Here is a 23,009-nt window from a genome sequence, read left to right as displayed (position 1 = left end):
ATAAAAAAATAAAGCTTGGCATACTCTTGGCATACTATTGAAAAAATGTGAATTTTAAGTGAAGTTTAAAAAAAAGAAATACAATATGCATCCTCTCAAAATTTTACTATAAAAGGAGTGTAATGAGGTATGTTTATTCAGTTTTAGTGCCATTATGGCTGATTTTAATGACTGCGTGTTCTCATCAAGGGGCTTTGCAAACTTTCAACGAACACTATTATGGTGGAGAGGATACAAAGGCTTATGAATACGCAAAATCACAAGCAGGAGATTCTGGAGATGTCTTATGGAATCTGCAAGCGGGTGTCAGTGGCTTTGGCTCATCACAAGAAGATGTTGCAACTTTGCTAGAACAAGGAGAGGGATTGTTTAGCAAATATGAATCTGAAGGCTTGATGGGTGGCTTATTTGGCAATGTGGGTGCTGTGCTTGTGAATGAAAATGTCAAAACCTATCGTGGCAATATCTATGAGGGCGTTTTATTTAACTACTACAAAGCGTTAAATGCTATGGAGCTAGGAGATTACGCTTTGGCTCGTGTAGAGTTTAATAGAGCAAATGACAGGCAACGCAGGGCAAAGGAGTATTTTAGAAAAGATATTAATAAAGCAATGGAAGAAAGCAAGAAGGAAATTGCTTCAAATGAGGATATTAAAAATATTAATGCTGGACATACCAAGGAAAGCACAGCTTCCATTTTAGAATCTCAATATAGCAACCTTAAAAACTTTAATATCTATGAAGGCTTTATTAATCCTGCTGTGAGTTATGTGTCTGCGTTGTTTTTTATGAGTGAGGCTGACTACTCAAAAGCGACTGATTTATACAAAGAAGCCTATGGAATCACACACGCTTATGTAATCAATCAGGATTTAGAAGTGATGAATAAACGCAAAAGGGGTGATAAAACAAAATACACTTGGTTTATCATAGAAGATGGCAAAAGTGCTTCACTTGAAGAGCTGTCCATTGACTTACCTGCATATCTTGTAAGTGAAAGTGTCTTGCACGTGGGCGTGTCAATCCCACAACTGAAAGAGGGTATCCCAAGTGCAAGTTTATACCAAGCAGTGAGTCATAAGAACAAGAGAGAATACAAGGCTTTTGAAGTAAGTGATACCGATGGTGTTATTGCAAATGAGTTTAGTGAAAAACTCCCTTTTATCCTTACTCGTGCTATAAGCTCTGCCATCTTAAAGGCAACAACTCAAGCGACTTTAAATAATGTGGGTGGCGATCAGTTTGGTGCGACTGGAGCGATTGTAGGCTCGCTTGTTGGAGCGGCTTATTCTGCAGCTACAAATAATGCTGATGTGCGTATCACAACAGCTCTGCCAAAGCGAGTTTTAGCTCTGCAAGTGCCAAATAATGCGTTAGATTTTGCACTTCAAGCCGATGGCAACACATTGTATGAAGTAAGTTTTTCTTGCAAAAAAGATACAGAAAGCGAGAAAAAAGTAAGCAATGTTATTGTTTTGTGCGATAAAAATGATAACATTCTTTATCTGCGTTCAAAAGGTAAAAATCCAACTTATCAAATTCTAAAAGGAGGAATCAATGAATAAGAAGTTAGTAGCGTGTGGAGTGGCTTTAAGCACACTTCTCATAGCTGGGTGCGGTGGCGGACCTGAATATGTAGATGCGTCAAATTCTAAGGCGTATGCGAGTATGGGCTTAGACTATCACGATATTGAAAAAGCAGCAAGTGATAGTGTGCAATCGCTTCTAAGCAGTGCTCAAGTGCGTGAAATCTCACAAGGTGGGAAGAAAAGAGTCGTTATGATTTCTGGTGTAATTAATGACACTATGCAGACGATTGATACCGACCAGCTTAGTCGTAAGATTACACGCGATATGAGAAATAGTGGTAAGTTTGTGCTTACTCTGGCTCAAGGGGCAAAGACTGAAAAAGGCATTGATATGGCAAGAAGTGCGCGTGATAATGATGAGTTTGATCAACGCACAACCATAGAAAAAGGCAATCTAAAATCTGCCGAGCTTTCACTCTCTGGGAAAATCGTGCAAAAGAACACAAAAGTTGGCTCAAAGCAACGCACAGATTACTTTTTCTTACTTACACTGACCAATCTTAAAGATGGAACTGTTGTCTGGGACGATGAAGTCAATATCATCAAGCTTGGCTCAAACTCATCGGTAACTTGGTAAGATTCTAAAACTAAAAACAAAGGAGATAAAATGAATACAAAGGCAAAATTGTTAGCAGGAAGTGTTGTAGCGGCATTATTACTCATTGGCTGTGGTGGCGATGATTCACTTGGGGTTGGCGGTAAAAGCATAGATAAAAAAGCACTTAAGGCTCTCAATCTTAAAGGTGCGCCAAATTGGGTGCTTAATGCTGGACAAGGCGATATGAGTGCTATTGGAGATGCGGAAATTGTAGGTGGAGATTTAGGCTTTGCGCGCAATGAAGCCCTTGCTTTAGCTAGAGATGAAATCGCACGACAAGTTTCAGTAAGTGTTAAAGGCTCACTTTTAAATGCTAAAAGCAAAACTAAAAGTGATATGGGCGATGCGAGTATGCAGTCTATCACAGAGGAAATTACAAAACAAAGCACAGATACGATTCTTAGTGGGACAAAGCAAACTGACACTTGGATAACTGATGATGGCTCACGCATTTTTGTTCTTGCAAAGCTTGATGAAGGTAACAAAGCAAAACTTGAAGCAAGTGTAAAAAAGCAAATTGCTCAAAACAGGCTTATCCCCAATGATATGAAGCGAGAAATGCTGGAAAACCTTGATTTAAGCTCTAGTGCTGAATAAAGATTGGTAGAGAATGCGGTTAATAGGTATCTTAGCGATAGGGGCTGTTTTTTGGTTGGCTGGTTGCGGTGGCGATTCGCCTAAGCAACCTACTTGGTTTGGTAAAAACGCACAAAGTGAAGCTTTTATGATTGGCTTTGGTAGTGCCAAAACGCTTGATGTCGCCAAAGCAAGAGCATTAAGTGATATAAGCAATCAGCTAAGTGTGCAGGTGAGTTCGCAGTTTAAATCACACACACAAAGGCAAGATTCCCATATCACACATAGTGCGAGTAATGAAGTCAAGCTTGATACGGCTGGGATTGAGCTAAGTGATGTGAGCTATGTCAAAGATGAGTTTAAGGACAATCAATATTTTGTCCAAGCTCAGATTCCAAAAGCTTCACTCATTAAGCAGTTTCAAAACTCATTTAACAAAGAGTATGGTGCTTTAAACTTTAATAGAATGTCGCAATGCAGTAGCATTTCAATCAAAGACAAAATGCGTCTAGCGTATGCATTAGATAAACTTAGTCTTTATGGAATGCTTTTGCACTCGCTTGGTGTGAATACAAGGGATCTTTCAGCACTTGAAGATACGCTTTCAAAAAACTCACCCTTGCCTACTACAAGACTTCAGATTCAGGGTGCAGCTGGGGATATTGTGGCAGCAGAGCTTGAAAAGGAGTTGGGAGAATTCTACAACTTTGACTTAGAAGCGGAAAGTGTGATTCAAGTCAAGCTTAAGATGAATCTTATTAATGGAAATACGATTAAAGCTGATGCGATTATGACTATTTATGATTGTCGCAAAAATGCTGTATTTGCAACAAGTGTGAGTAACACACATCAAGGCAACAATATTGATAATTCTCTTGGCTTTACTGCTAAACGCATAGGTGTTCAGCTCTACAAAAAACTCCAAGAGTGGGTAGAGGGATAAAACTCTCTAGGTATTTTGAAATGGCTTCTCCTTGTGGGGAGCCAAACTTACTTCTTTTTGACTATGGCATTGCTCTAAAGATTTTAGATTTGCTAACACTCATTACAGAGACTTATCCTTACAAATTCCATACAAAACACAAATACTCTAAATCCCACCCTGCACTACTTATACTGAAGTAACTTTGTGATTTTTTGGTTTAAATATAAAGAAGATTTCCAAACAACGCTTATCGCACTATTTAGAAAATAAAAAGCCTAAATCCGTTAAAATTCTAAAACTTAAAAAATCCCACCATTAACACTATCAACAAATCTCATCTTATTCACAACAGAATCTATAAGCCCTTTCATCTCTTTGCTGTGATTGTCATTTGCGGCGATTTTTTCAAATTCATCAAAGCTTAGTTTTGAAGAATTGTTTTTAAGATAATCCATTGCCACTTTTTCATTACTATTGATCAAACCCTCTTGTTTAAGTGTCTTTGCAAGATTCTCAAAAGAAGTCTTATCTTTGAGCTCACCACCGATTTCTTTAGCCTTTTTTAGCTCTTGTGATGGGGAAAATTTATCCTCAATTCTTTTGGTAATATCTATATATTGCAGGGAATGCGTAGCCTTATCTCTATTATGGAGACTATCAACACCATTAATATCCTGCTCACTCTCTCGTGTTTTGTTAGCATCTTGAGGTTGATTAGCAACATTATAAATATTAGCTAGTAGTCCTTGCACACCACCGTGACTAGCTTTTGTAATATCCACCTGTAATCTCCCGCTACATAATCAAATCTAATATAAATAGAACCTAAGCAAATAACATTCCTAAAAATCCCAACCCTTGCGTGATTGATCCTGCTTTATATCTTGCCCCTCGCTCTCATTTCCCTCTTCCTGTTTGCCGACATCTTGCCCTTGAGATTCTGCTAAATCTAGCAAAATCAAATAAGCCTTATCAATCTCCTTAAGACGCGTCAAAGAAGTGTCTTGAAAGCTTTTATTAATATTTTTGTTATCAAAAATATTTTGCTTTGTTTGCTTGATAAGTGCGTGATACTTTTCATTTAAACTCGCTTTATCTAGCTTGTTTGTATCTGTGATATCAAAAATAGCCCTAGCCTGTTGTGTATCCATTTCAATCTCATCGGCATACTCTTTTTCAAATGCGTTGTATATGCTATTAAAATCATCATTAACTATCTCAAAATACGCTGCAATATCAATAATCTGCTCCTGTTCAGAATCTTCAAGCTTCCCATCAGCATACGCAAGAGCGAATAAAAACTCCACCACCTTCAACCGCTTCTTATACTCGCCCTTTGTCAAAGCCACATAGTTTTCACACAATTCATCAAGCTCAACACTTGGTGTTTTTTCTTTTTCAACAATCTCTTCTAGCTCTTCCTTGCTAAGCTTAGGATTCTTAGATTCAGCTGCCATATCGCTTAGTATCTCATCTAAAAGCTGTTTCTCCAAAGGACAGATTTTATCATCACTCCACACCACTCGTGCGATAATCGCCGCAAGGATTGAAAACTCGTTTGATTTGATTTTACTCTCCCAAGTATCCTCCACCTGATAAGGATTATCAAAATTTATCGGTGTATTATCCGCATTACCAAAGCCAAATGATGTATTTTGTGGATTTTGGTGTAATGAGTTTTTGAGATAATCCTGCAAAGTGTTATAAAGAAAATATATCACAACTCCTGCAATGAGTAAAAGCACGATCTCCATAGTGTATTATCCTTTGTGTGAGTTTGGCAAATATTGTAGCAAATTTTACTTTAGCGTTTGTTAATACGCTTTTCAAAATCCTTTTTAAGCTTTTCTTCCTGCTCTCGCTCGGCTTTTCTCAACCGCTTAAGCTCTTCAATCCGCTCATTCTCAAGAGCGATTTTCTTTTCCCTACTATCGCGGATTCTCTGCATATATTCCTCACGCCTTTTTGGGTCCTGATAGCGGATAGGCTTCATAAATAGCACTCCCACGATGATGAAAAAAAACACCAACGCCATTGCCGCATCTTCTCCGCCAAAGTGATACCAAGTCGCTCCAACAACCGCGGCAAGAAGAAGTTTCCAAAAAGCCTGCATTAAAACATCTCCACTTTTTGCTGATGATGGTTAAAGCCAAGTTTTTTATGATCGCTCTCTCCACAAGCAAGGAGCAAAATTTGAGGCAAAAACACAATCGGCAGCGTGATATTATCGCGATTATACGCTTTGCAAAGCTCCGTGCGTTTAGAATCTAGCAAATCAAATTGCCCCAATGAATAAGAAAGGATAAAATCCACACCCAAATCTGCCAAATCAAAAAATAGCTTTGCTCCGTTATACAACGCACTTTGTGGATTGACTTCTAAAAGATGAGTGTAATACTGCAATGCAAGTGGATTTTCAAGCATTTTTAAATCAATTTTTTCATAGATTCTGTGATTCGTGCTTTTTGGTAAATGTCCTTGATACGCCCCACGCACGATAATAGAGCTAAAGGGTGAAAATCTCTTTTGAATAAGATTGTCAAACTCCAAAGTATTAAGCAAATCGGGCAAATAGCTCATCTGCACCTTGCTATCATAGAGCAATTTAAATTGATGTAAAAAATTTGTTTCAATATCACGCATAAGTGTAGAATCTGATTCTATAAGTGTCTTAGCATACAACGCATTAGCATAGGCATCTTCCTCGGCAAACACAAGTGTAGCATTAAGCGAGTTTGCTAAGGCAAGATTATAGGCGACATTATGCACTAAAATGTCTTTTTGTGTGAATCTAGCAAAATATCCGCCACAATCAAGCAAGGATTCTTTTGGTTTTAGCACTTCAAGTCCTAGTCTTGCAAACAATTCATTTGTGCTACTTAGCAACGCCTTTGCATTTTCATATCTATCATATATAATATATTTCATTGCCTAGATCTCCTTTAGTGTATGCAAATGAGCAAATTGCTTATGTTTTGTAGAAAGCACAAGGCTTATAAGCTCCCACATCTCTTCATCAAGCGTATTTCCGCGTGGATACGCCATATCTGCTAAACTCACAAAGTTTAAAATCCCACTTTGAGGTTGGACAATCCACTCCAAAAGCTCATTTAGCTTTTCTGGATGGCGGGAAAGTAGCCACTTAAAATACAAGAAGAATCCATCGCCCAAATACTCATCATTACTCATTGGTGTAATGAGATTAAGCAATAGATATTTATCCAGCTCTTCTCTTTCCTCCGCATTCAAAAAGTCCGCCCACGCAAAAAACGCATCATATTTTTTTCTCAACGCTTTTTTATCCACAAGCAAATCTTTATACGCATAATACACGCTAATAGGTTCAATCTGCCATTCATCACCAAATCGCTGGACTACATCAATCAAGTTTAGATTCTCAAAAATAGCAATACCATTAATCCTTAGTGCCAAATGCTCTATATCACAAACATATCCGCTAATTTCCTGCTGTAAAAATACGAGTAAGTCTCGCAAAGTTTGATTATCTTTTATCTGCAAACATAGCTTTTTATAATAAGGCAGATAATCCACACCTGCTTCAAACGCAAAAACTTCAAGTTGCACCTTATTCATCAAAACTCCTTATCTTATTTAGAATCTTGTCTCAAATGCCCTGATTGTAACACATTTCATTTACACTATCCCTTAAAAGGTTAATTATTTTTTAAAAAATCTACCATTTTCTGGACTTGAAGCAAAGGCGAGATTAGACTGCTCCAACCCCTCTTTTTGGATCGATTCAATCTCTTCAAGCTCCTGTTTTGAAAGGTTATAAAAACAAGGGTGGCTTACATTTGTAAAAAGTAGAATCTCACGCAACAATTCATTATCGTGAAGTAAAATCTGCACAATCCCTTCATACTTAATATTCACAAAGCTTCCAATATTCTCACTGCCAAATCCCGCTTCAAAGCTCATACCGCTATCGTGTAGCTCTATACTCTCAAAAGTATATCCTGCTAAGACAAAAAGTGTAATATCATTAAAAGTGCTTGTGATATGCTCTGGCAGCTGGGGAGAGAAACTTGCCTTTTTCATATCGCATAGGATATTAAAATTCACGCCATTATTAAGCAAAAACTGCAAAATATCCCGCGTATGTGCGGTCATCACCGCCTTAAATTGTGGCTGAAAAAGTATCTTGTGCATTGACTAGCTCCTTAAATTCCATAAGCATTTTTTGCACTTCATTCATACCAATAAGCCAAAATTTATCGCTTTCTAAATTGAATCCAAACGCACTAATAAGCTCTTTGGGACTTTTACTTCCGCCAAGTGAAAGAAACTCGGTATATTTTTGGATAAACTTCTCCCTATTGCGTGGTGTTTTTTGTGCCTTATACAAGCCAAATAACGCCAAAACAAGCAGCTGTCCATAGCTATACGCATAGCAATAAAAGGGTGAATGCACAAAATGGGGGATATAGCACCACCAACTTTCATAATTTTTAGTGAGTATGAGACTATCCCCAAACATTCTTTCATTTTCTTCACGCCAGATTCTATCAAAGTCCTCAGGCTTCAGTTCATCGCTTGTAGCGTGAATCCTCCGCTCAAAATGTGTCATCGTAATCTGCCGAAAAAGCGTTGAAAAAATATCTTCTAACTTTCCTGCATAAAGTGGGATAAGCTCATCTTTGCTTAAAGATTTTTTTAATGTATCAAAAAGTAGCATTTCAGCAAAGACCGAAGCTGTCTCTGCCGTAGTCAGTGGCGTATCCATATTGAGATAGCCTTGCGTTTTTGATAACTCTTGGTGAATCATATGACCAAACTCGTGAGCGATTGTAAAGACATCGCGGCGAGAATTTGTGTAGTTTAAAAGCACATAGGGGTGTGCGGTTGGCACACTGCCGTGGCTAAATGCCCCTCCTCTTTTATTTGGGGTGGGGTGGGAATCTACCCAGCCTTTTTTTAATGCCTTTGTAGCTATGTCTTTAAACTCCTTGCTGAAATCCCCAAATGCCTTTAGCACAAGCTTTAATGCGTCATTGTAGCCAACTTCACTTTGGCTAGATTCTAGCGGTGCATATCTGTCATAATCTTTTAATTGCTTAATGCCAAGTAGCTTTGCCTTTATCGTGTAATACTCGCCAACAAGACCATAATGTGAGCTTACAACATCTACGAGCTTATCTACACTTTTTTGCGTTGCAGCATTGCTTAGATGTCGAAAAGATTCAGGGAGCTTGTATCCACGCAATGACTGCATAATACTTAAATCCTTACGCACCATATTAAGAATATAGCTCAATAAATGCCGAGATTTTTTTAACTTTTTTGTAAAAATCTTTTGAGCTTCCTTGCGGACATTGCGTTTGCAATGATGTAATAGACTTAAAATCTCCTCTTCACTTATAGTAGTTTTTAAACTCGCCTTTGACTTTTTAATCTTTTTCTGCAAGGGACTTTTATCATTTGCTTTAAGATTTGACACAGGATTTTTAAAACTCAAATGCGATAAATGCTCATCAAAAAGCCGAGAAAACGCCCCCACACCCACAGGTGAAGTCACTAAAAGCACCTTTTCTTCTTTCAACGACAGGCTAAACTCATCTTGTTCAATGAGTTTTTGTAAAAAATAGGCATATTGTGGGCTAGATTCAATACATTCTTTTTGTTGATTTTGTGAGAGTTTGCAAAACTCTAGCTCAAAAAATAGCACAAGATTGTGAATCTGCGTTGTTTGCATTTCATATTTAGCATACACATCGCCCTGTGTGCTATCCTTGGCAAAGCCCAAAAACACATAGGTCATCACCCGTCCAATACCCTCTAAAATCTCTTCATACTCCCTAATCACTGCACAAAAATCCTGCGATTTTATCTCGCTTAACTTACCTTCATAAGCCTTAGCAAACTGCCTAGCATTGCGTTTAAGAGAGCTCATAAATCGCTCAAGCTGTTCTTCACTCCTAAAAAGTGCTTTTAAATCCCATTCTGTAACTTCTATCATTTTATCTCCTTTTTGGATTCTGTAATCGCTTAAATTTTTAGCTCTTCTGGCTCATCTTCTTGAATCAGTGTCAAAGCCTTAAGGAAGCTGAGTTTATCCATTTGCATACCTGAAGTCATATTTTTCAAAGTCAGCGTTTTTGAATTAAACTCGCTCTCACCAATAACGATGACAAACTCGTGTCCCTTAGCATTAGCATAGCCAAATTGTTTTTTAAGCTTACTTATTTCCGGATAGACTTCAATGGGGACTTTTGAGCGGCGGAAAGATTCTGCTAAAAAATGTGCGTAGCCAAAATATGTAGAATCCATACAAACAATAAGCGCACGAGCTGAAGTTGCCTTTTTATCAAGTAGATTTAGCTCTTCTAACGCTGCCAAAAGCCTATCGATGCCGATACTCGCCCCCACGCCGCTCATTTTGTCCTTAGAGAAAGTGCGTGTGAGATTATCATACCGCCCACCTGAACACACGCTCCCTATGCTTTTTAGGGCATTCAGCGTTGTTTCATACACGATTCCTGTGTAATAGCCTAGCCCTCTAGCGATTGAAAAATTCACACGATAAGTATCCCTATCCATTTGTAAAGGCTCTAGCACCGCATACAAGGCTTTTAAATCCTTTATGCCTTCCCTTGTATTTTCATTCCACTCTTCCATAAATGATATTTGTTTGAAAAAGCTCTCACTATCGCCCTGCTGCTTGATTGAAGTATATTCTAGCAGATTATCAGCTTGAGTGCTAGAAAGACTAAGCTCTTTTTGTAGTTCCGCACTTACAGCCTCTTTTCCAATCTTATCTAACTTATCAATAATCCGCAAAGTCGCATTGACATTCCGCTCCCCTACAATGCCGCAATACTCGCAGATTCCATTTAAGATTTTACGATGATTAAGCCAAATAGTAAATTCATCTATGCCAAGCCCCACAAGCGAAGCGTATATCACTTGCAGAATCTCCGCATCACAAGAGATACTATCACTCCCAATAAAGTCAAAATCACATTGTGTAAATTCCCTATATCGCCCCCTTTGCGCTCTCTCTCCACGAAACACATTCCCAATAGCAAAGCGTTTAAAAGGCAAATCCACTTCGTTTTTATATTGCGAGACAAAGCGTGCTAAAGGCACAGTCAAATCAAAACGCAACGCTACATCTCTATCCCCGTGATCCTTAAAGCGATACAACTCTTTTTGAATCTCTTCACTCCCCTGCTTTACAAGCACTTCAGCATATTCCAAATGCGGCGTCTCAATGGGGACAAATCCAAAGTTCATAAACACACTGCTAACCTTACTTAACAAATGAGCTTTAGCAAGAGCCTCTTTGGGTAATCTATCCTTAAAGCCACTAAGTGTGCGGGGCGTGATAAGTGCCATTATAAAACCTCCTAGAATAAAAAAGCAAAATTTTAACCTATTAAAATTCCAAAACTCTACATTTTTTGGTGCGATGTTTAGATTTTTTAAGATAAATGCAAGATTTTATCTTAAAAATGTTGTATTTCGGCTATATTTTTAACTATTTTCATTCTCACATACTTTAATTTTTGAATTTTTTGGCTTTTTCTTTGCTACAATTTTGACTTTATTGCATTATGCTAATTTGTGGAGTTAGAATCTTGTTTCAATCTCATCATACAATTCATACCAAAGATGTTAAAAGCATTTTGTTGCGGCTGCCAAATTGGCTAGGCGATAGCGTTATGGTGTCTTCTGCGTTTGAATGGCTTAAGCTTAGCTTCCCCTGTGCTGATTTTAGCCTTGTAGGCACAAAGGCGAGTTGTGGAATCTATGAGCGAGATTCACGCATTAAACATATTTTTATTGATGAAAGCAAAAAGGCTAAATCTAGAATCCTAGCCACAAAAGACTTAGCCAACGCCATAGGCAAACACGACTTAGCCATTACTTTTAGCAACACCTTTTTTTCTGCCCTGCTTTTGTATCTCATAAAAAGCCCTGTGCGTATAGGTTACGCAAAAAACGCTCGTGGATTCTTGCTTACCCACGCATTAAAATTACAAAAGCAAAATTTACAAGGCAAAAAATATCATCAAGTGCTTTTATATCTCTCTCTCATCGCCCCACTTTTACAAGTAAGAGAGCAAGTCGCACACATACTTTCTAACACTCTTACAAGAACATTGCCAAATAATGCCCCAAAAGAGCCAATTTCACATAAGATTCTAATGCCAAATGAAATCCTAGAAGCCCTTTCAACAAAGCCTTTAACGCTTATCTCACATTCCATAGATTTAGCACATTTAGCTTCCTCAAAAACAAACTCAAATCAGCCAATTATCGGTATAAATCCCGGTGCTGCCTTTGGGAGTGCGAAGCGATGGGAGCAGTCGCATTTTGTAAGCGTGATAGAATATTTTTTAGATAAAGAATATCAAGTTTATCTTTTTGGATCAAGTGCTGAATCTAGTGCAAATATAGACATTGCTAACGCCTTAAAGAATCATAAAAACTTACAATATTTTCATAATCTCACAGATAAAACAGGCTTAAGCGAATTAATTGACTATATCAACGCTATGAGTGTATTTGTTACGAATGATAGCGGACCTATGCATATCGCCACAGCGTTGAAGGTCCCAATAGTAGCCATTTTTGGACCAACAGATATAAATGAAACTGCCCCATATACCCCAACCCACACAGAGCAGTCTATTGCCCTACTTCACGCTGACTTGCCCTGCTCTCCTTGCAAAAAGCGTGAATGTCCGCTCAAACATCATAATTGTATGAAGCTCATCTCGCCACAGGAAGTTATCACTTCCACTCTAAGAGTGCTAGAAATCAACCAAAAAAGGCTAAATGATGATAATTGACGCACATAGCTCCACACCATTGCAACGCTACAAGATTCTAAGTAATACCATAACCCCCCGCCCAATCGCGTGGGTTAGCACGATTTTTCCAAATGGTGGGATAAATCTCGCACCCTTTAGTTTCTTTGCACCCATCAGCGTGAATCCGCCTATTTTTTCGCTCTGTATAATGCAAAAAAGTGATGGCAGTCAAAAAGATACTTTTAGGAATATCACACAATCAAAAAGAGCTACCATCAGTATGTGCGAGCTTTCGCATTTAGAAGCCTTGCAGAATTCTAGCAATGAACTTGATTTTAATGTGAGTGAAGCGAGTGAGTTTGGTATTTCGCTTGAGATTATAGAATCTAACTATCCACCCGTGCCGCAAGGAATAAAAGTCGCTTTTATGTGTGAGCTGTATGATGTGCTAGAGCTTGGCGATAGTAAGAGTGTGCTACTTGAAGCAAAAAGCTTTTATATCGCTGATGAAATTTATACGCAGGATTTAAACTTTTTGCCACAATTTATTGGACGCGTAGGGCGGATTTACAAAAGCCCGGGCAGTCAAATATTCTTACAAAACAACCACGAAAAAAAGGATTGATTATGCCCTTGTCATTATTAAAAGATTTAGTCAAGCTCCCTAGCATCACCCCGCAGGAATGTGGAATCTACACTATGATTAAAGAAAAATTTAGCCAGATTCAAACCCCGCTTTTAGAAAGCCTTGTCATTGAGCAGGAAAATAATGGTGTGAAAAATCTTTTTTACCTTTTCTATCCAAAGGGGGCTGATATAAGTGCATTGCCCCATTTATGCTTTGCTGGGCATATTGATGTCGTCCCCACAGGGGAAAGTTGGCAGTATGAACCATTCTCTGCTAAAGAAGTAGATGGATATATCTATGGCAGGGGAACACAGGATATGAAAGGCGGTGTGAGTGCGTTTGTGAGTGCAATTTGCCAAAGTTTAGAATCTCAAAGCCTTGAAAATTGTATGCTCTCTATCCTACTTACAAGCGATGAAGAAGGGGAAGGAACTTATGGCACAAAAATTATGCTAGAAACGCTACAAAAACGCCACTTACTGCCCCATTGCTGTATTGTCGCCGAGCCTACAAGCACACATCACACAGGCGATACGATAAAAATCGGGCGTCGCGGATCCATTAATGGCACACTCATCATTGAAGGCAAACAAGGGCATGCCGCCTATCCGCAAAAATGTCTTAATCCCATAGAATTGCTTGGGGGCAGACTTGGGTTTTTGGCTGGAGTGAATCTTGATAATGGCAATAGCTATTTTGAACCAAGCAAACTTGTGATAACCGATATTCGCGGGGGTATGGAGGTTGTGAATGTAACACCGCAGAATCTTAAAATAATGTTTAATGTAAGAAATTCCCCTTTAAGTGATGAATCTTCTATCCGCATATATGTAGAATCTACTCTTGCCACACTGCCCTATACGCTGACACTCAAAACAAGCTCTCTGCCCTTTATCACTGAAAGCAACACAGAGCTTGTAAAATCACTCAATGCCGTGATTGAAGCAAAGGTGGGTAAAAAGGCGGAGCTTAGCACAAGCGGTGGGACAAGCGATGCGAGATTTTTCTCTGCTTTTGGTGTCAAAGTGGTAGAACTTGGCGTCCCAAATGATAGAATCCACGCCATCAATGAGCGAGTAAAAATAGATGATATTCTCATACTGCACGATATTTTCATTGATTTTCTAGCAATTTTTAAAAATAGTGCTAAAAAATTTGTTTGAGTTTAGAATCTACACAATCTATAAAAGGAGTTATAAATGGCAATTATCGCACAAGCTAGGACATTAGAGTGGTTTTTTAAAGCTTACCCACAGCTCAATGTCGTAAAAGAATATATCTCTCAAGCTCTCAATCCGCAAAGTGAGATTCATAAAAGAATTTCAACACTTCAAATTCCACAATCTCAAGATAGAATTGAAGTGAGTTATCCCCTTGAATACGGCATTAGAGCCATTGAGCAAAGCTATTATCTTAAGCCTATGAAAAACGCATTTTTTGAAACACACAAAGCCTATTTGGACTTCCAGCTTGTGATAAGTGGCTATGAGTATATGTGTATTGGCGATAAAGACACTTTTGATGTGAAAATCCCTTATAATGAATCTAGGGATTTAATCGTGTATGAAAACACCCTACCACAGAATCTTTGCTTAAGTAATACAAATACCAAAGGAACGCAAACACATCAAGATTCTAGCAATAATCAAAATAGAATGCTAGAATCTTGCTATACACTCCCAAACAACGAAACTTTAAATGCCCCTTACCGCACACAGATTCTTTTAAGTAGTGGGGATTTGGCTATATTTTTTCCAGAAGACACACACGCTGGGGGCTTAGAGCTAACACCTGATATACTCCCACATTCTAAAATTATCAAAAAAAGTGTGCTAAAAGTCCCGGTAAGCCCGATTCTCTAAGGCAAGTGGTAAATTTAAAAACTTGTAAATTAGAATCTCTAGCAAAACTCAATCAATCACTTGCGAGTCTGCTTTAAGTCCAAAATCTTTAAAATAAATATGCTTTCGCCTAGAATCTCAGCTTAACTTTCCTGCATACACGCCATAAACTCTTCCTCACTCAAAGTCTTAACACCTAGATTCTGTGCTTTTTCAAGTTTGCTCCCTGCCTTTTCTCCATAAATCACAAAATCCGTCTTCTTACTGACACTTGAGCTTATCTTTGCCCCCTTAGATTCTAGCATTTCAACAATCTCATCTCGTGGCTTATTCAATGTGCCTGTTAGCACGATACTTTTGCCATAAAAAATATGCCCACTATCAAGCTTTATCTGCTCAATTTTTGGACTAATAATTTCAAGCAATTTTGCTATAAGCTCCTTATTTGCGTGGTTAAACTCCACAAGTGAATACGCCATCTCTTCCCCAAAGCCATCAAGACCTAGAATCTGCTGAAAATCCGCACTAAAAGTATCTCTGCCAAAGCTTTGAGCTAATCTCTTACTTGCCCCCTCGCCTATATGCTCAATCCCAAGTGCATTGATAAAACGCCATAGTTCCACGCCTATGGTATTTTGTATGGCTACAATAAGATTTTTCGCCCTTTTTTCTTTCCAGCCCTCAAGGGCTAAAAGCTGAGATTCTTCTAAAGCATAAATATCTAAAATACTTTGGATTAAGCCATTTTCAAAAAGCTGAATTACAATCTTTTCGCCAAGCCCATCAATATTGAGTGCTTTTTTTGAAGCAAAATGGATAATAGATTCTATCACTCGTGCTTCACAGCTCAAATTTTGACATTTGATAAAAATCTCTTCAATCAATAGCTCCTGCCTACAAACAGGGCAATGCGTGGGCTTTGTGATAGGGATTTGTGTGCCATCACGCAACGCAGTTATAGGCTTAATAATCTTAGGTATCACATCGCCACTGCGGATAATAATCACTTCATCATTTATGCGTATATCCTTGCGTTCAATCTCGCTAAAATTATGCAGTGTCGCACGAGCAATCATCGCCCCTTCAATCTCCACAGGCTCTAGTTCCGCCACAGGTGTGATAATCCCCGTGCGTCCCACTTGCAAGGTAATATCTAGAATCTTAGAGCTTTTCTCCACCGCTGGAAACTTAAACGCACACGCAAAACGCGGAGCTTTAATCGTCCAGCCCAGCCTTTGTTGAATCTCTATTTCATCTAGCATTATCACCATACCATCAAGCATTATGGGATAGTCATCGCGTTTTGATATAAGTATTTTATACATCTGCATAATATCATCACTTCCCTCGCAGTGCGTAAGGAAAGGCACAGGAGCAAAGCCAAAATCTGTAATTTTTTGTAACGCTTCATAAAAGCTACCAAATTGACTAAGCCCCGCCCCAATCCCCCAAGGCATAAAGCGGAGTTTCCTTTGAGCCGTAATCTTAGAATCTAGCTGTCTTAGGCTGCCAGCAGCGGCGTTTCGTGGGTTAGCAAAAAGGCTTAGATTCTGCTCCAATCGCTCGTTATTTATCTTTTCAAAATCATCTTTAGCTATCACAACTTCTCCGCGTATCTCAATCTCACCTTTATAATCAATGCTTAAAGGAATGCTTTGAATCGTCCTAGCATTGCTCGTTACAAGCTCTCCTACAATGCCATCGCCCCTTGTAGTCGCACTCACTAAGATTCCATCACGATATAAGAGATTGAGACTTGCCCCATCAAACTTTGGCGAACAGGTAAAGTGTGAATGCGGATAGCTTTTATAAATCCTTTCACACCACTCTTGCATCTCCGCTTGATTAAAGACATCTTCCAAGCTCCACATACGCTCTATATGGGAATTTTTACTAAAAGATTCTAAAGGTGTGCCACCTACGCGTTGGGTTGGGGAGTTTGGGCTAATCAATATTGGGTTTTGCCTTTCAAAGTTTAAGACTTGATGATACAGCTCATCATATTGGCTATCCGTGGCGATTGGGTCATCAAGCACATAGTAATGATACGCCATTTTTGTGAGCTTTTGAATGTTTGAGCTGTATTCTTGCTGCGTCATAAGTTGCCCTTTAGATTCTAAGTTTTTAGGATTTAATGCTATTTTATGTATTTTGCGATAGAATTATAGCACTTTCATTCAAATGCTACATTTTGCAAATGCTAAGTTTTGAAAATACCAAATTTGGAGGCAGGGTTTGACACAGGGACAAAATGCAATTGACAAAACCACTTCGTTACACCTTAATAATGAAGTGCAGTTTTTATGCTTTACACTTGAAGAGGAAAAAGATGGCACAAATCAGCTTTACGCAATGAATGTATTTAAAATCCGTGAGATTATCTACTATGATAATGAGCTAACAGAAACCGTTGGGGATAATAGCGGAATTATTCTAGGCTATCTCACGGTAAGAGATGAGACAATTCCGCTTGTAGATATGCGGCGATGGCTGTATTATAGCAAGGACGATCCTTGCAGAGATTTGCGAGAATACTCACTCAATACCGAAAAAAGCCTTGTGATTATTTGTAGCTTTTCAAACAACACCGTGGGGCTTAAGATTATGGGTGTGAAACGCATTATTCACAAAAGCTGGAATGCTATTAGTGTCGGATCGGAATTTGGCATTGATGGCGATGCGAAAATCACAGCAACAACAAAATATGATGATGGCTCTGTGATACAGATTCTAGATGTGGAGCGAATGCTTACAGAAGCCTTTCCTGTAGGTAATGCTGCAAATGAGCTTGAGATTAACGACTTGCAAAGTATTGCTAGTGATAAAATCGTGCTTTTGGCTGAAGATTCTAAATCGGCGGCAAAATCCTTGCAAAGAATTATAGAAAAGCTTGATCTAAAATACTTTAGCTTCCCTAATGGTGAAGCTTTACTTGACTACTTGCATAATCCGGGTGTGGCAGCAAAGATTGGTGCGATTATCACGGATTTAGAAATGCCTGTTGTCTCTGGCTTTGAAGTGTTAAAACGCATTAAAGAAACACCATCAACTTGCCATATCCCTGTGATTATCAATTCATCAATGAGTAGCGATAGCAACCATCAAATGGCGGAGCGACTGAAAGCCGATGGCTTTGTTAGTAAATCAAATCCTACCGAGATAGAACAAGCATTGCGGCAGATTCTCGTAGATATTGATTTTTAGAATCCCAACATCATATTGAAAAAGGTAAAAAATGTTAAGAACTCATTTGTGTGCAGAATTAAATGAAAAACATATTGGCAAAGAAGTGCAGGTATGTGGCTGGTGTAATACTTACCGAGACCACGGCGGCGTAATTTTTATTGACTTGCGTGATAAAAGCGGGATTATCCAGCTTGTGTGCGACCCGAATAGTCAGGCTCATAGCATTGCTTCAAGTGTGCGTGATGAATATGTGCTTATCGCTAAAGGGAAAATCCGCGCTCGTGGTGAAGGGCTAGAAAATCCAAAGCTCAAAACGGGAATGATTGAAGTCGTGCTTGAAAGCCTAGTGATTGAAAATAAATCGCCCACACCTCCCATTGCCATTGGCGATGAAAGTGTGAATGAAGAGCTAAGGCTTAAATATCGCTATTTGGACTTACGCTCTCCTAAAGCCTATAATATTTTTAAAATCCGCTCCGATGCGGCAATCGCAGCAAGGAATAGCTTACAAAAAATGGGCTTTCTTGAAGTGGAGACACCCATTCTCACAAAGGCTACACCTGAAGGAGCAAGGGACTATCTCGTGCCTTCTCGCGTGCATTCTGGTGAGTTTTATGCCCTGCCCCAAAGCCCACAGCTTTTTAAACAGCTCCTAATGATGAGTGGCTTTGATAAATATTTTCAAATTGCCAAATGCTTTAGAGATGAGGATTTGCGTGCGGATAGACAGCCCGAATTTACTCAAATTGACATTGAGATGAGCTTTTGTGAGCAAAATGACATTATTACTATGGCGGAGACATTATTGCAGGATATTTTTGTAGCCTGTGGCGAAAGCATACAAACGCCTTTTATGCGTATGCCTTACACTCAAGCAATGGAATCTTATGGGAGTGATAAGCCGGATTTACGCTTTGAAATGCCCCTTGTGGAAGTCGGCGATTTATTTTTAGATTCTAATAATGAGATATTTAAAAATATCGCTAAAGATTCCAAAAATAATCGCTTTAAGGCACTTTGTGTCAAAGGTGGAGATAGCTTTTTTACACGCAAAAGTTTGGGCGAGGCAGAAGAGTTTGTGCGGAAGTTTGGTGCTAAAGGTTTGGCATATATTCAAGTGAAGGAAAACGAATTGAAAGGTCCGCTTGTGAAATTTATTTCAGAATCTGCTATGAGTGAGCTTATCTCACGCGTGGAGGCGGAGCCTAATGACATTATTTTCTTTGGTGCTGGGGCTAAAAAAGTCGTGTGGGACTATATGGGGCGGTTGCGATTAAAAATTGCTATGGATATGAATCTTATTGATGAAAATATGCGGAAGTTTTTGTGGGTGGTGGATTTCCCAATGTTTGAAAAAGAAGATGGCAAGGTCAAAGCCCTGCACCACCCTTTCACAATGCCAAAAGATTTAGACAAAGATGATGTTGAAGAGATAGAATCTATCGCCTATGATGTGGTGCTAAATGGCATTGAACTCGGCGGTGGAAGCATTAGAATCCATAAAGATAGCATTCAAAAACGCGTGTTTGAACTGCTTGGCATTAGCAATAATGAAGCACAAGATAAGTTTGGATTCTTGCTTGAAGCCCTAAGCTTTGGAGCGCCACCTCACGGGGGAATTGCCATAGGTTTTGATAGGCTTATTATGCTTTTAGCTAAAACGCAAAGTATCCGCGATGTGATAGCTTTCCCTAAAACGCAAAAAGCTACCTGCCCACTTACCCTTGCCCCAAGTGCGGTAAGCGATGAGCAGCTAAGAGATCTTCATATCCGCCTTAAAGGGGAATGAGTGGATTCTCATAACAATATAAAAACAAAGAGTTTCTTTCTCTCTTTGCCCTTTCTCTTTGTGCTTTATGTGATACTTTGCATTCTTGGCATTTTAGCTTACCGATACTTCATCACACAAACGCCACTTTTTGAACACACTTATTTAGAACTTATATCAAGGGGAATTGTCCTTGTTTTTTATCTTTTTGTCGTGAATCTTCCTGCATTTTTTCTTATATTTATTCCCATATTGCGACAAAGTCTTGTTGTTTTTGGCGTATGTCTTGCCCTTGTTGTTGCCTTTTCTCTCACGGGGTTGCCTGCTACCCTAACTCTCAGCAATCAAATTTTTATGATTCCTTGGTTTGTGATATGGGAAAGCTTTATTATAGTCGGCATTGTGTGTAATACCTTTTTCCGCAACACACCCAAGCTCAATGCATCTATCGTGCTAGCTTCAAGCCTTACAATCATTTTTGGCTTTTGCCTTGGCGTTGTGCTTTTTATATTTTGCATAGCATTTCAATTCTCTATCTTTGACAAATATGATTTTACCGGCAAAAACTATGGGATACCATCTTATAAACAAGTTCTCTTTCAAAACTCGGGATTTTAGATTCTAAAATCCGCTAGATTCTATTCTCTTACAGAATCTAGCACCGCAACCTTTAGAATCTATTTTACTCAAATCTTACTTTTAATAAAGGCTTCCATTTCACTTACAATCGCTTCAATGCTCCGCTCACCATTAATTCTATGTAGCACATTGCTTTGTGTATAAAATGCTTCAATCTCTTTAAGCGGAGTGAGATACACCTGCATACGATTATTAAATACTTCTGCATTATCATCAGCCCCCCTAGCTCGTCCTAGAACTCTATCTCGTGCCACAGATTCACTCACTTCAACTTCTATTACGCTTATAAGCTTAACTTCGCTTTGAGCTTTAAGCTTCTTATCCAAGGCTTCCATTTGCTCCACACTTCGCGGATACCCATCAATGATAATCACATCTTTTGGGGCGTTTGCCATAGCCTTTACAATCGTGCTTACCACAATATCAAGCGGCACAAGATTCCCTTTACTGATAAAGCCATCTATGATTTTCCCTTGCTCACTGCCACTTGCGACCTCTTCTCTTAGCAAATCGCCCGTGGAATAATGCACGATAGAATCCGCACTATTCTTTGCGATAAGCTGTGCGTCTGTGGTTTTCCCACTGCCCGGTGCTCCAATGATTAAAAACAACTTTTTCATAAACTCTCCTTTACATTGTTTTATGATTTTCAACAGAGCTAAAATTATAACTTGTGAAACCTTAAGAGTATATGCTTTCAGCAATTTTTCAGCAAAAAAATAAGAAAATCCCACCTTTAAATTTTCACAAATAAGGAGTTTTTATGCTAAGACATAAGCTTATCGCTACACTTGGGGGGGGGCTGCTTCTGCTATCTTCTTCTACTTTGGCTGCGACATTAGATTCTCTTCAAAAAGACATTGATGAACTCAATGATCGCGTTGATGCAAATGAGCTTGCCGCCACACTTAATAAAGTGAAATTTGGGCTTGAATTTACCACAGCGTTAAATAACATTCAATCAAAAGCAGAAGGCACAACGGAAAATTACAAAAACCGCTGGGCTATGGGACTTTACCTTAATATGAATGCCGATGTGAATAGATATACAAAATTCACAGGGCGTCTTTCTATGACAAAAGCATTTGGTGATATTGATTTGGGTTATCCTGCAGTTGGGACGATCGGTTCGCTAGATGCAGGACGCGGTATAGCCGGAGGAAGTGCTATCTATGTAGAAAGAGCCTATGTAGATATTTATATGGGGAAATATACCGCCCTTACTATCGGTCGTTTGCCCGGCACTGATGGTCCCGGATCAAATCTCCGCAATAGCTCGGCTCGTATGAGCACATACCCTGCCCTTGCGGTAAATGCACTTGGCGATGGTGCTGTGCTAACACTCAAACCTTATACAAACGCAGCCCTAAGAGCTGGATATTCTAAAATCTATCAACCCTTGAATCCAAATAGTTCTTCTGCTGGTGGAAATATTTGGGGTAATAAAGGTGCAAGTGATGCAAATCTGTTCTTTGGTGCGTTTGAAACACCTTTTGCACCAAAAAGCTTTGGGCAAAATCTCTTAATGCTGACTTATATCAATCTCCAAAACTATGCCACACCTTATATGAGTAATATGAGTATGGGAAACAATCAAACAACTTCTCAAACAGCACTTCCCGCCCAAAATATTGGCGATATGCAATATGTGAATCTTCATATTGAAAATGACAAAATGCTTGGCACAGGGCTTAACTGGTTTGTATCAGCGAGTTATTATAAAGGTAGTAATGGTAAGTCAAGCAAGCTAGCAGAAACAATAGCAAAAGCACAAAATACACAAAATACACAAAATGCGGATACGCCTTATGTCAAGTTTGCCAACGAAAATGCGTGGGCAGTTCACGCTGGATTGCGTTATGATATTGGCTCGGCTTTCAAAATCGGCTATGAGTATTTCAAAGGTAGTCAATATTGGTATGCCTTCTCTCGTGTAAGCATTAATGATCCATTCAACTTCCGCAATACACGCGGTGATGTACACGATGTCTATGCGATTTGGCAGCTTGATTTGAATCAATTTTTCCGCCTAAGCTACACAAGACAACATTTTGATTATAACACAGCTGCTATGCCTACGCCTACACCAAAAGCAGATATTACAAATCAAAACATCGCTCTTGCGTATCTTTTGAGATTCTAAGAAAGGAGTAAGAAATGAAAAAATATATTGCAATCGCCCTTATCGCTGGGCTTCCTAGCTTTATGTTAGCAGATTGTGCTTCACTTATGAAGCAATATAATGCTCCTGATCCATCATCTAAGACAATGGCTCAAATCAATCGTTGGCTAAAAAAAGTGGATAATGCCGCTGATGCCAAAACGCTTGAAAGCTGTATGATAGCTCAAGCTGCTGATAATCCAAACAAAGCACAAGTTGCTGGTAAATAACACTTCTATTTGCCCCTGTATGCTATCATATCGGGGCAGTTTCTCTTTTTTCCGCTTATTTATAAATACTAGAAATTGTGAATCTAAAACC

Annotated in this window: 24 protein-coding genes; 14 read left to right on the top strand and 10 right to left on the bottom strand. The window is 39.0% G+C overall.

Annotation, left to right across the window (positions count from 1 at the left end):
- The first annotated feature begins 122 nt into the window (after positions 1-122).
- Genes HCCG_RS06450 through HCCG_RS11965 form a run of 5 tightly spaced genes read left to right on the top strand, consistent with a single transcriptional unit; the run spans position 123 to position 3,888 of the window.
- The gene (locus HCCG_RS06450; RefSeq protein WP_015453474.1) at positions 123-1,565 is read left to right on the top strand and encodes a hypothetical protein; all 1,443 of its coding nucleotides are present in this window, start codon (positions 123-125) and stop codon (positions 1,563-1,565) included.
- The gene (lpoB, locus tag HCCG_RS06445; RefSeq protein ID WP_014666737.1) at positions 1,558-2,166 is read left to right on the top strand and encodes a penicillin-binding protein activator LpoB; all 609 of its coding nucleotides are present in this window, start codon (positions 1,558-1,560) and stop codon (positions 2,164-2,166) included. Before HCCG_RS06450 ends, lpoB begins: the two co-directional genes overlap by 8 nt.
- A 30-nt stretch (positions 2,167-2,196) precedes the next feature.
- Entirely contained in the window at positions 2,197-2,784 is a 588-nt protein-coding gene (locus HCCG_RS06440; protein ID WP_034548221.1) for an LPP20 family lipoprotein, read from the top strand.
- 13 nt (positions 2,785-2,797) lie between these two features.
- Entirely contained in the window at positions 2,798-3,706 is a 909-nt protein-coding gene (locus tag HCCG_RS06435; protein WP_002956657.1) for an LPP20 family lipoprotein, read from the top strand.
- Between the two features lie 20 nt (positions 3,707-3,726).
- On the top strand, positions 3,727-3,888 hold the full coding sequence (locus tag HCCG_RS11965) for a hypothetical protein (RefSeq protein WP_002956655.1): 162 nt from the start codon (positions 3,727-3,729) through the stop codon (positions 3,886-3,888).
- Positions 3,889-3,987: 99 nt separating this feature from the next.
- On the opposite strand, the gene HCCG_RS06430 is transcribed toward HCCG_RS11965, so the two are convergent.
- The 8 genes from HCCG_RS06430 to hisS form a co-directional block, all read right to left on the bottom strand.
- Positions 3,988-4,470, bottom strand: a complete 483-nt coding sequence (locus HCCG_RS06430; protein WP_002956653.1) for a hypothetical protein — start codon at positions 4,468-4,470, stop codon at positions 3,988-3,990.
- A 60-nt stretch (positions 4,471-4,530) separates the two neighbouring features.
- Positions 4,531-5,442 (bottom strand): TerB family tellurite resistance protein, encoded by a 912-nt coding sequence (locus tag HCCG_RS06425; protein ID WP_002956652.1) that lies wholly within the window; start codon positions 5,440-5,442, stop codon positions 4,531-4,533.
- 50 nt (positions 5,443-5,492) lie between these two features.
- Positions 5,493-5,801, bottom strand: coding sequence for a hypothetical protein (locus tag HCCG_RS06420; protein WP_002956651.1), 309 nt, complete (start codon positions 5,799-5,801; stop codon positions 5,493-5,495).
- Entirely contained in the window at positions 5,801-6,616 is an 816-nt protein-coding gene (locus HCCG_RS06415) for an HdrB C-terminal domain-containing protein (RefSeq protein WP_002956650.1), read from the bottom strand. Before HCCG_RS06415 ends, HCCG_RS06420 begins: the two co-directional genes overlap by 1 nt.
- Before the next feature lie 3 nt (positions 6,617-6,619).
- Positions 6,620-7,282: a DUF5644 domain-containing protein gene (locus HCCG_RS06410; RefSeq protein ID WP_002956649.1), complete on the bottom strand. Its 663-nt coding sequence runs from the start codon at positions 7,280-7,282 to the stop codon at positions 6,620-6,622.
- A gap of 84 nt (positions 7,283-7,366) precedes the next feature.
- Positions 7,367-7,858, bottom strand: coding sequence for a hypothetical protein (locus tag HCCG_RS06405; RefSeq protein WP_002956648.1), 492 nt, complete (start codon positions 7,856-7,858; stop codon positions 7,367-7,369).
- A complete protein-coding gene (locus tag HCCG_RS06400; protein WP_002956647.1) occupies positions 7,827-9,665 on the bottom strand; it encodes a M3 family oligoendopeptidase in 1,839 nt (612 codons plus the stop codon). Before HCCG_RS06400 ends, HCCG_RS06405 begins: the two co-directional genes overlap by 32 nt.
- A gap of 29 nt (positions 9,666-9,694) precedes the next feature.
- Positions 9,695-11,044 carry a histidine--tRNA ligase gene (gene hisS, locus HCCG_RS06395; protein ID WP_002956646.1) on the bottom strand — a complete coding sequence of 450 codons (1,350 nt, stop codon included), beginning with the start codon at positions 11,042-11,044 and terminating at the stop codon, positions 9,695-9,697.
- A gap of 293 nt (positions 11,045-11,337) precedes the next feature.
- Here hisS and waaF point away from each other — a divergent pair, with 293 nt between their 5' ends.
- The 4 genes from waaF to HCCG_RS06375 are packed head-to-tail and all read left to right on the top strand — an operon-like array spanning position 11,338 to position 14,955.
- Positions 11,338-12,504 carry a lipopolysaccharide heptosyltransferase II gene (gene waaF, locus HCCG_RS06390; protein ID WP_230197913.1) on the top strand — a complete coding sequence of 389 codons (1,167 nt, stop codon included), beginning with the start codon at positions 11,338-11,340 and terminating at the stop codon, positions 12,502-12,504.
- Positions 12,494-13,090 carry a flavin reductase family protein gene (locus tag HCCG_RS06385; protein WP_002956644.1) on the top strand — a complete coding sequence of 199 codons (597 nt, stop codon included), beginning with the start codon at positions 12,494-12,496 and terminating at the stop codon, positions 13,088-13,090. The genes waaF and HCCG_RS06385 overlap by 11 nt, the downstream gene beginning before the upstream one ends.
- A gap of 2 nt (positions 13,091-13,092) precedes the next feature.
- Positions 13,093-14,256 carry a succinyl-diaminopimelate desuccinylase gene (gene dapE, locus HCCG_RS06380; RefSeq protein ID WP_015453471.1) on the top strand — a complete coding sequence of 388 codons (1,164 nt, stop codon included), beginning with the start codon at positions 13,093-13,095 and terminating at the stop codon, positions 14,254-14,256.
- Between the two features lie 36 nt (positions 14,257-14,292).
- On the top strand, positions 14,293-14,955 hold the full coding sequence (locus HCCG_RS06375; RefSeq protein WP_015453470.1) for a YhcH/YjgK/YiaL family protein: 663 nt from the start codon (positions 14,293-14,295) through the stop codon (positions 14,953-14,955).
- Between the two features lie 122 nt (positions 14,956-15,077).
- On the opposite strand, the gene ligA is transcribed toward HCCG_RS06375, so the two are convergent.
- Complete coding sequence (gene ligA, locus HCCG_RS06370; RefSeq protein WP_002956641.1) at positions 15,078-17,033, bottom strand: NAD-dependent DNA ligase LigA; 1,956 nt, start codon at positions 17,031-17,033, stop codon at positions 15,078-15,080.
- A gap of 136 nt (positions 17,034-17,169) precedes the next feature.
- Here ligA and HCCG_RS06365 point away from each other — a divergent pair, with 136 nt between their 5' ends.
- Genes HCCG_RS06365 through HCCG_RS06355 form a run of 3 tightly spaced genes read left to right on the top strand, consistent with a single transcriptional unit; the run spans position 17,170 to position 20,506 of the window.
- On the top strand, positions 17,170-18,138 hold the full coding sequence (locus HCCG_RS06365) for a chemotaxis protein (RefSeq protein ID WP_002956640.1): 969 nt from the start codon (positions 17,170-17,172) through the stop codon (positions 18,136-18,138).
- A 31-nt stretch (positions 18,139-18,169) separates the two neighbouring features.
- Positions 18,170-19,909, top strand: coding sequence for an aspartate--tRNA ligase (gene aspS, locus HCCG_RS06360; protein ID WP_002956639.1), 1,740 nt, complete (start codon positions 18,170-18,172; stop codon positions 19,907-19,909).
- Positions 19,910-20,506 (top strand): hypothetical protein, encoded by a 597-nt coding sequence (locus HCCG_RS06355; RefSeq protein WP_002956638.1) that lies wholly within the window; start codon positions 19,910-19,912, stop codon positions 20,504-20,506. It begins immediately after the preceding gene.
- Positions 20,507-20,574: 68 nt separating this feature from the next.
- Here HCCG_RS06355 and HCCG_RS06350 read toward each other — a convergent pair whose 3' ends face one another.
- A complete protein-coding gene (locus HCCG_RS06350) occupies positions 20,575-21,147 on the bottom strand; it encodes an adenylate kinase (protein ID WP_002956637.1) in 573 nt (190 codons plus the stop codon).
- A gap of 143 nt (positions 21,148-21,290) precedes the next feature.
- Between HCCG_RS06350 and HCCG_RS06345 the strand changes: the two genes are divergently transcribed.
- Positions 21,291-22,670: a DUF3373 family protein gene (locus HCCG_RS06345; RefSeq protein ID WP_002956636.1), complete on the top strand. Its 1,380-nt coding sequence runs from the start codon at positions 21,291-21,293 to the stop codon at positions 22,668-22,670.
- 14 nt (positions 22,671-22,684) lie between these two features.
- Complete coding sequence (locus HCCG_RS06340; RefSeq protein ID WP_002956635.1) at positions 22,685-22,918, top strand: hypothetical protein; 234 nt, start codon at positions 22,685-22,687, stop codon at positions 22,916-22,918.
- Positions 22,919-23,009: the final 91 nt, after the last annotated feature.

The organism is Helicobacter cinaedi CCUG 18818 = ATCC BAA-847, from assembly GCF_000155475.1.
Lineage (GTDB): Bacteria > Campylobacterota > Campylobacteria > Campylobacterales > Helicobacteraceae > Helicobacter_C > Helicobacter_C cinaedi.
Note: the sequence above shows the minus strand (reverse complement) of the source record. Positions and strands in the feature narration are given on the sequence as shown.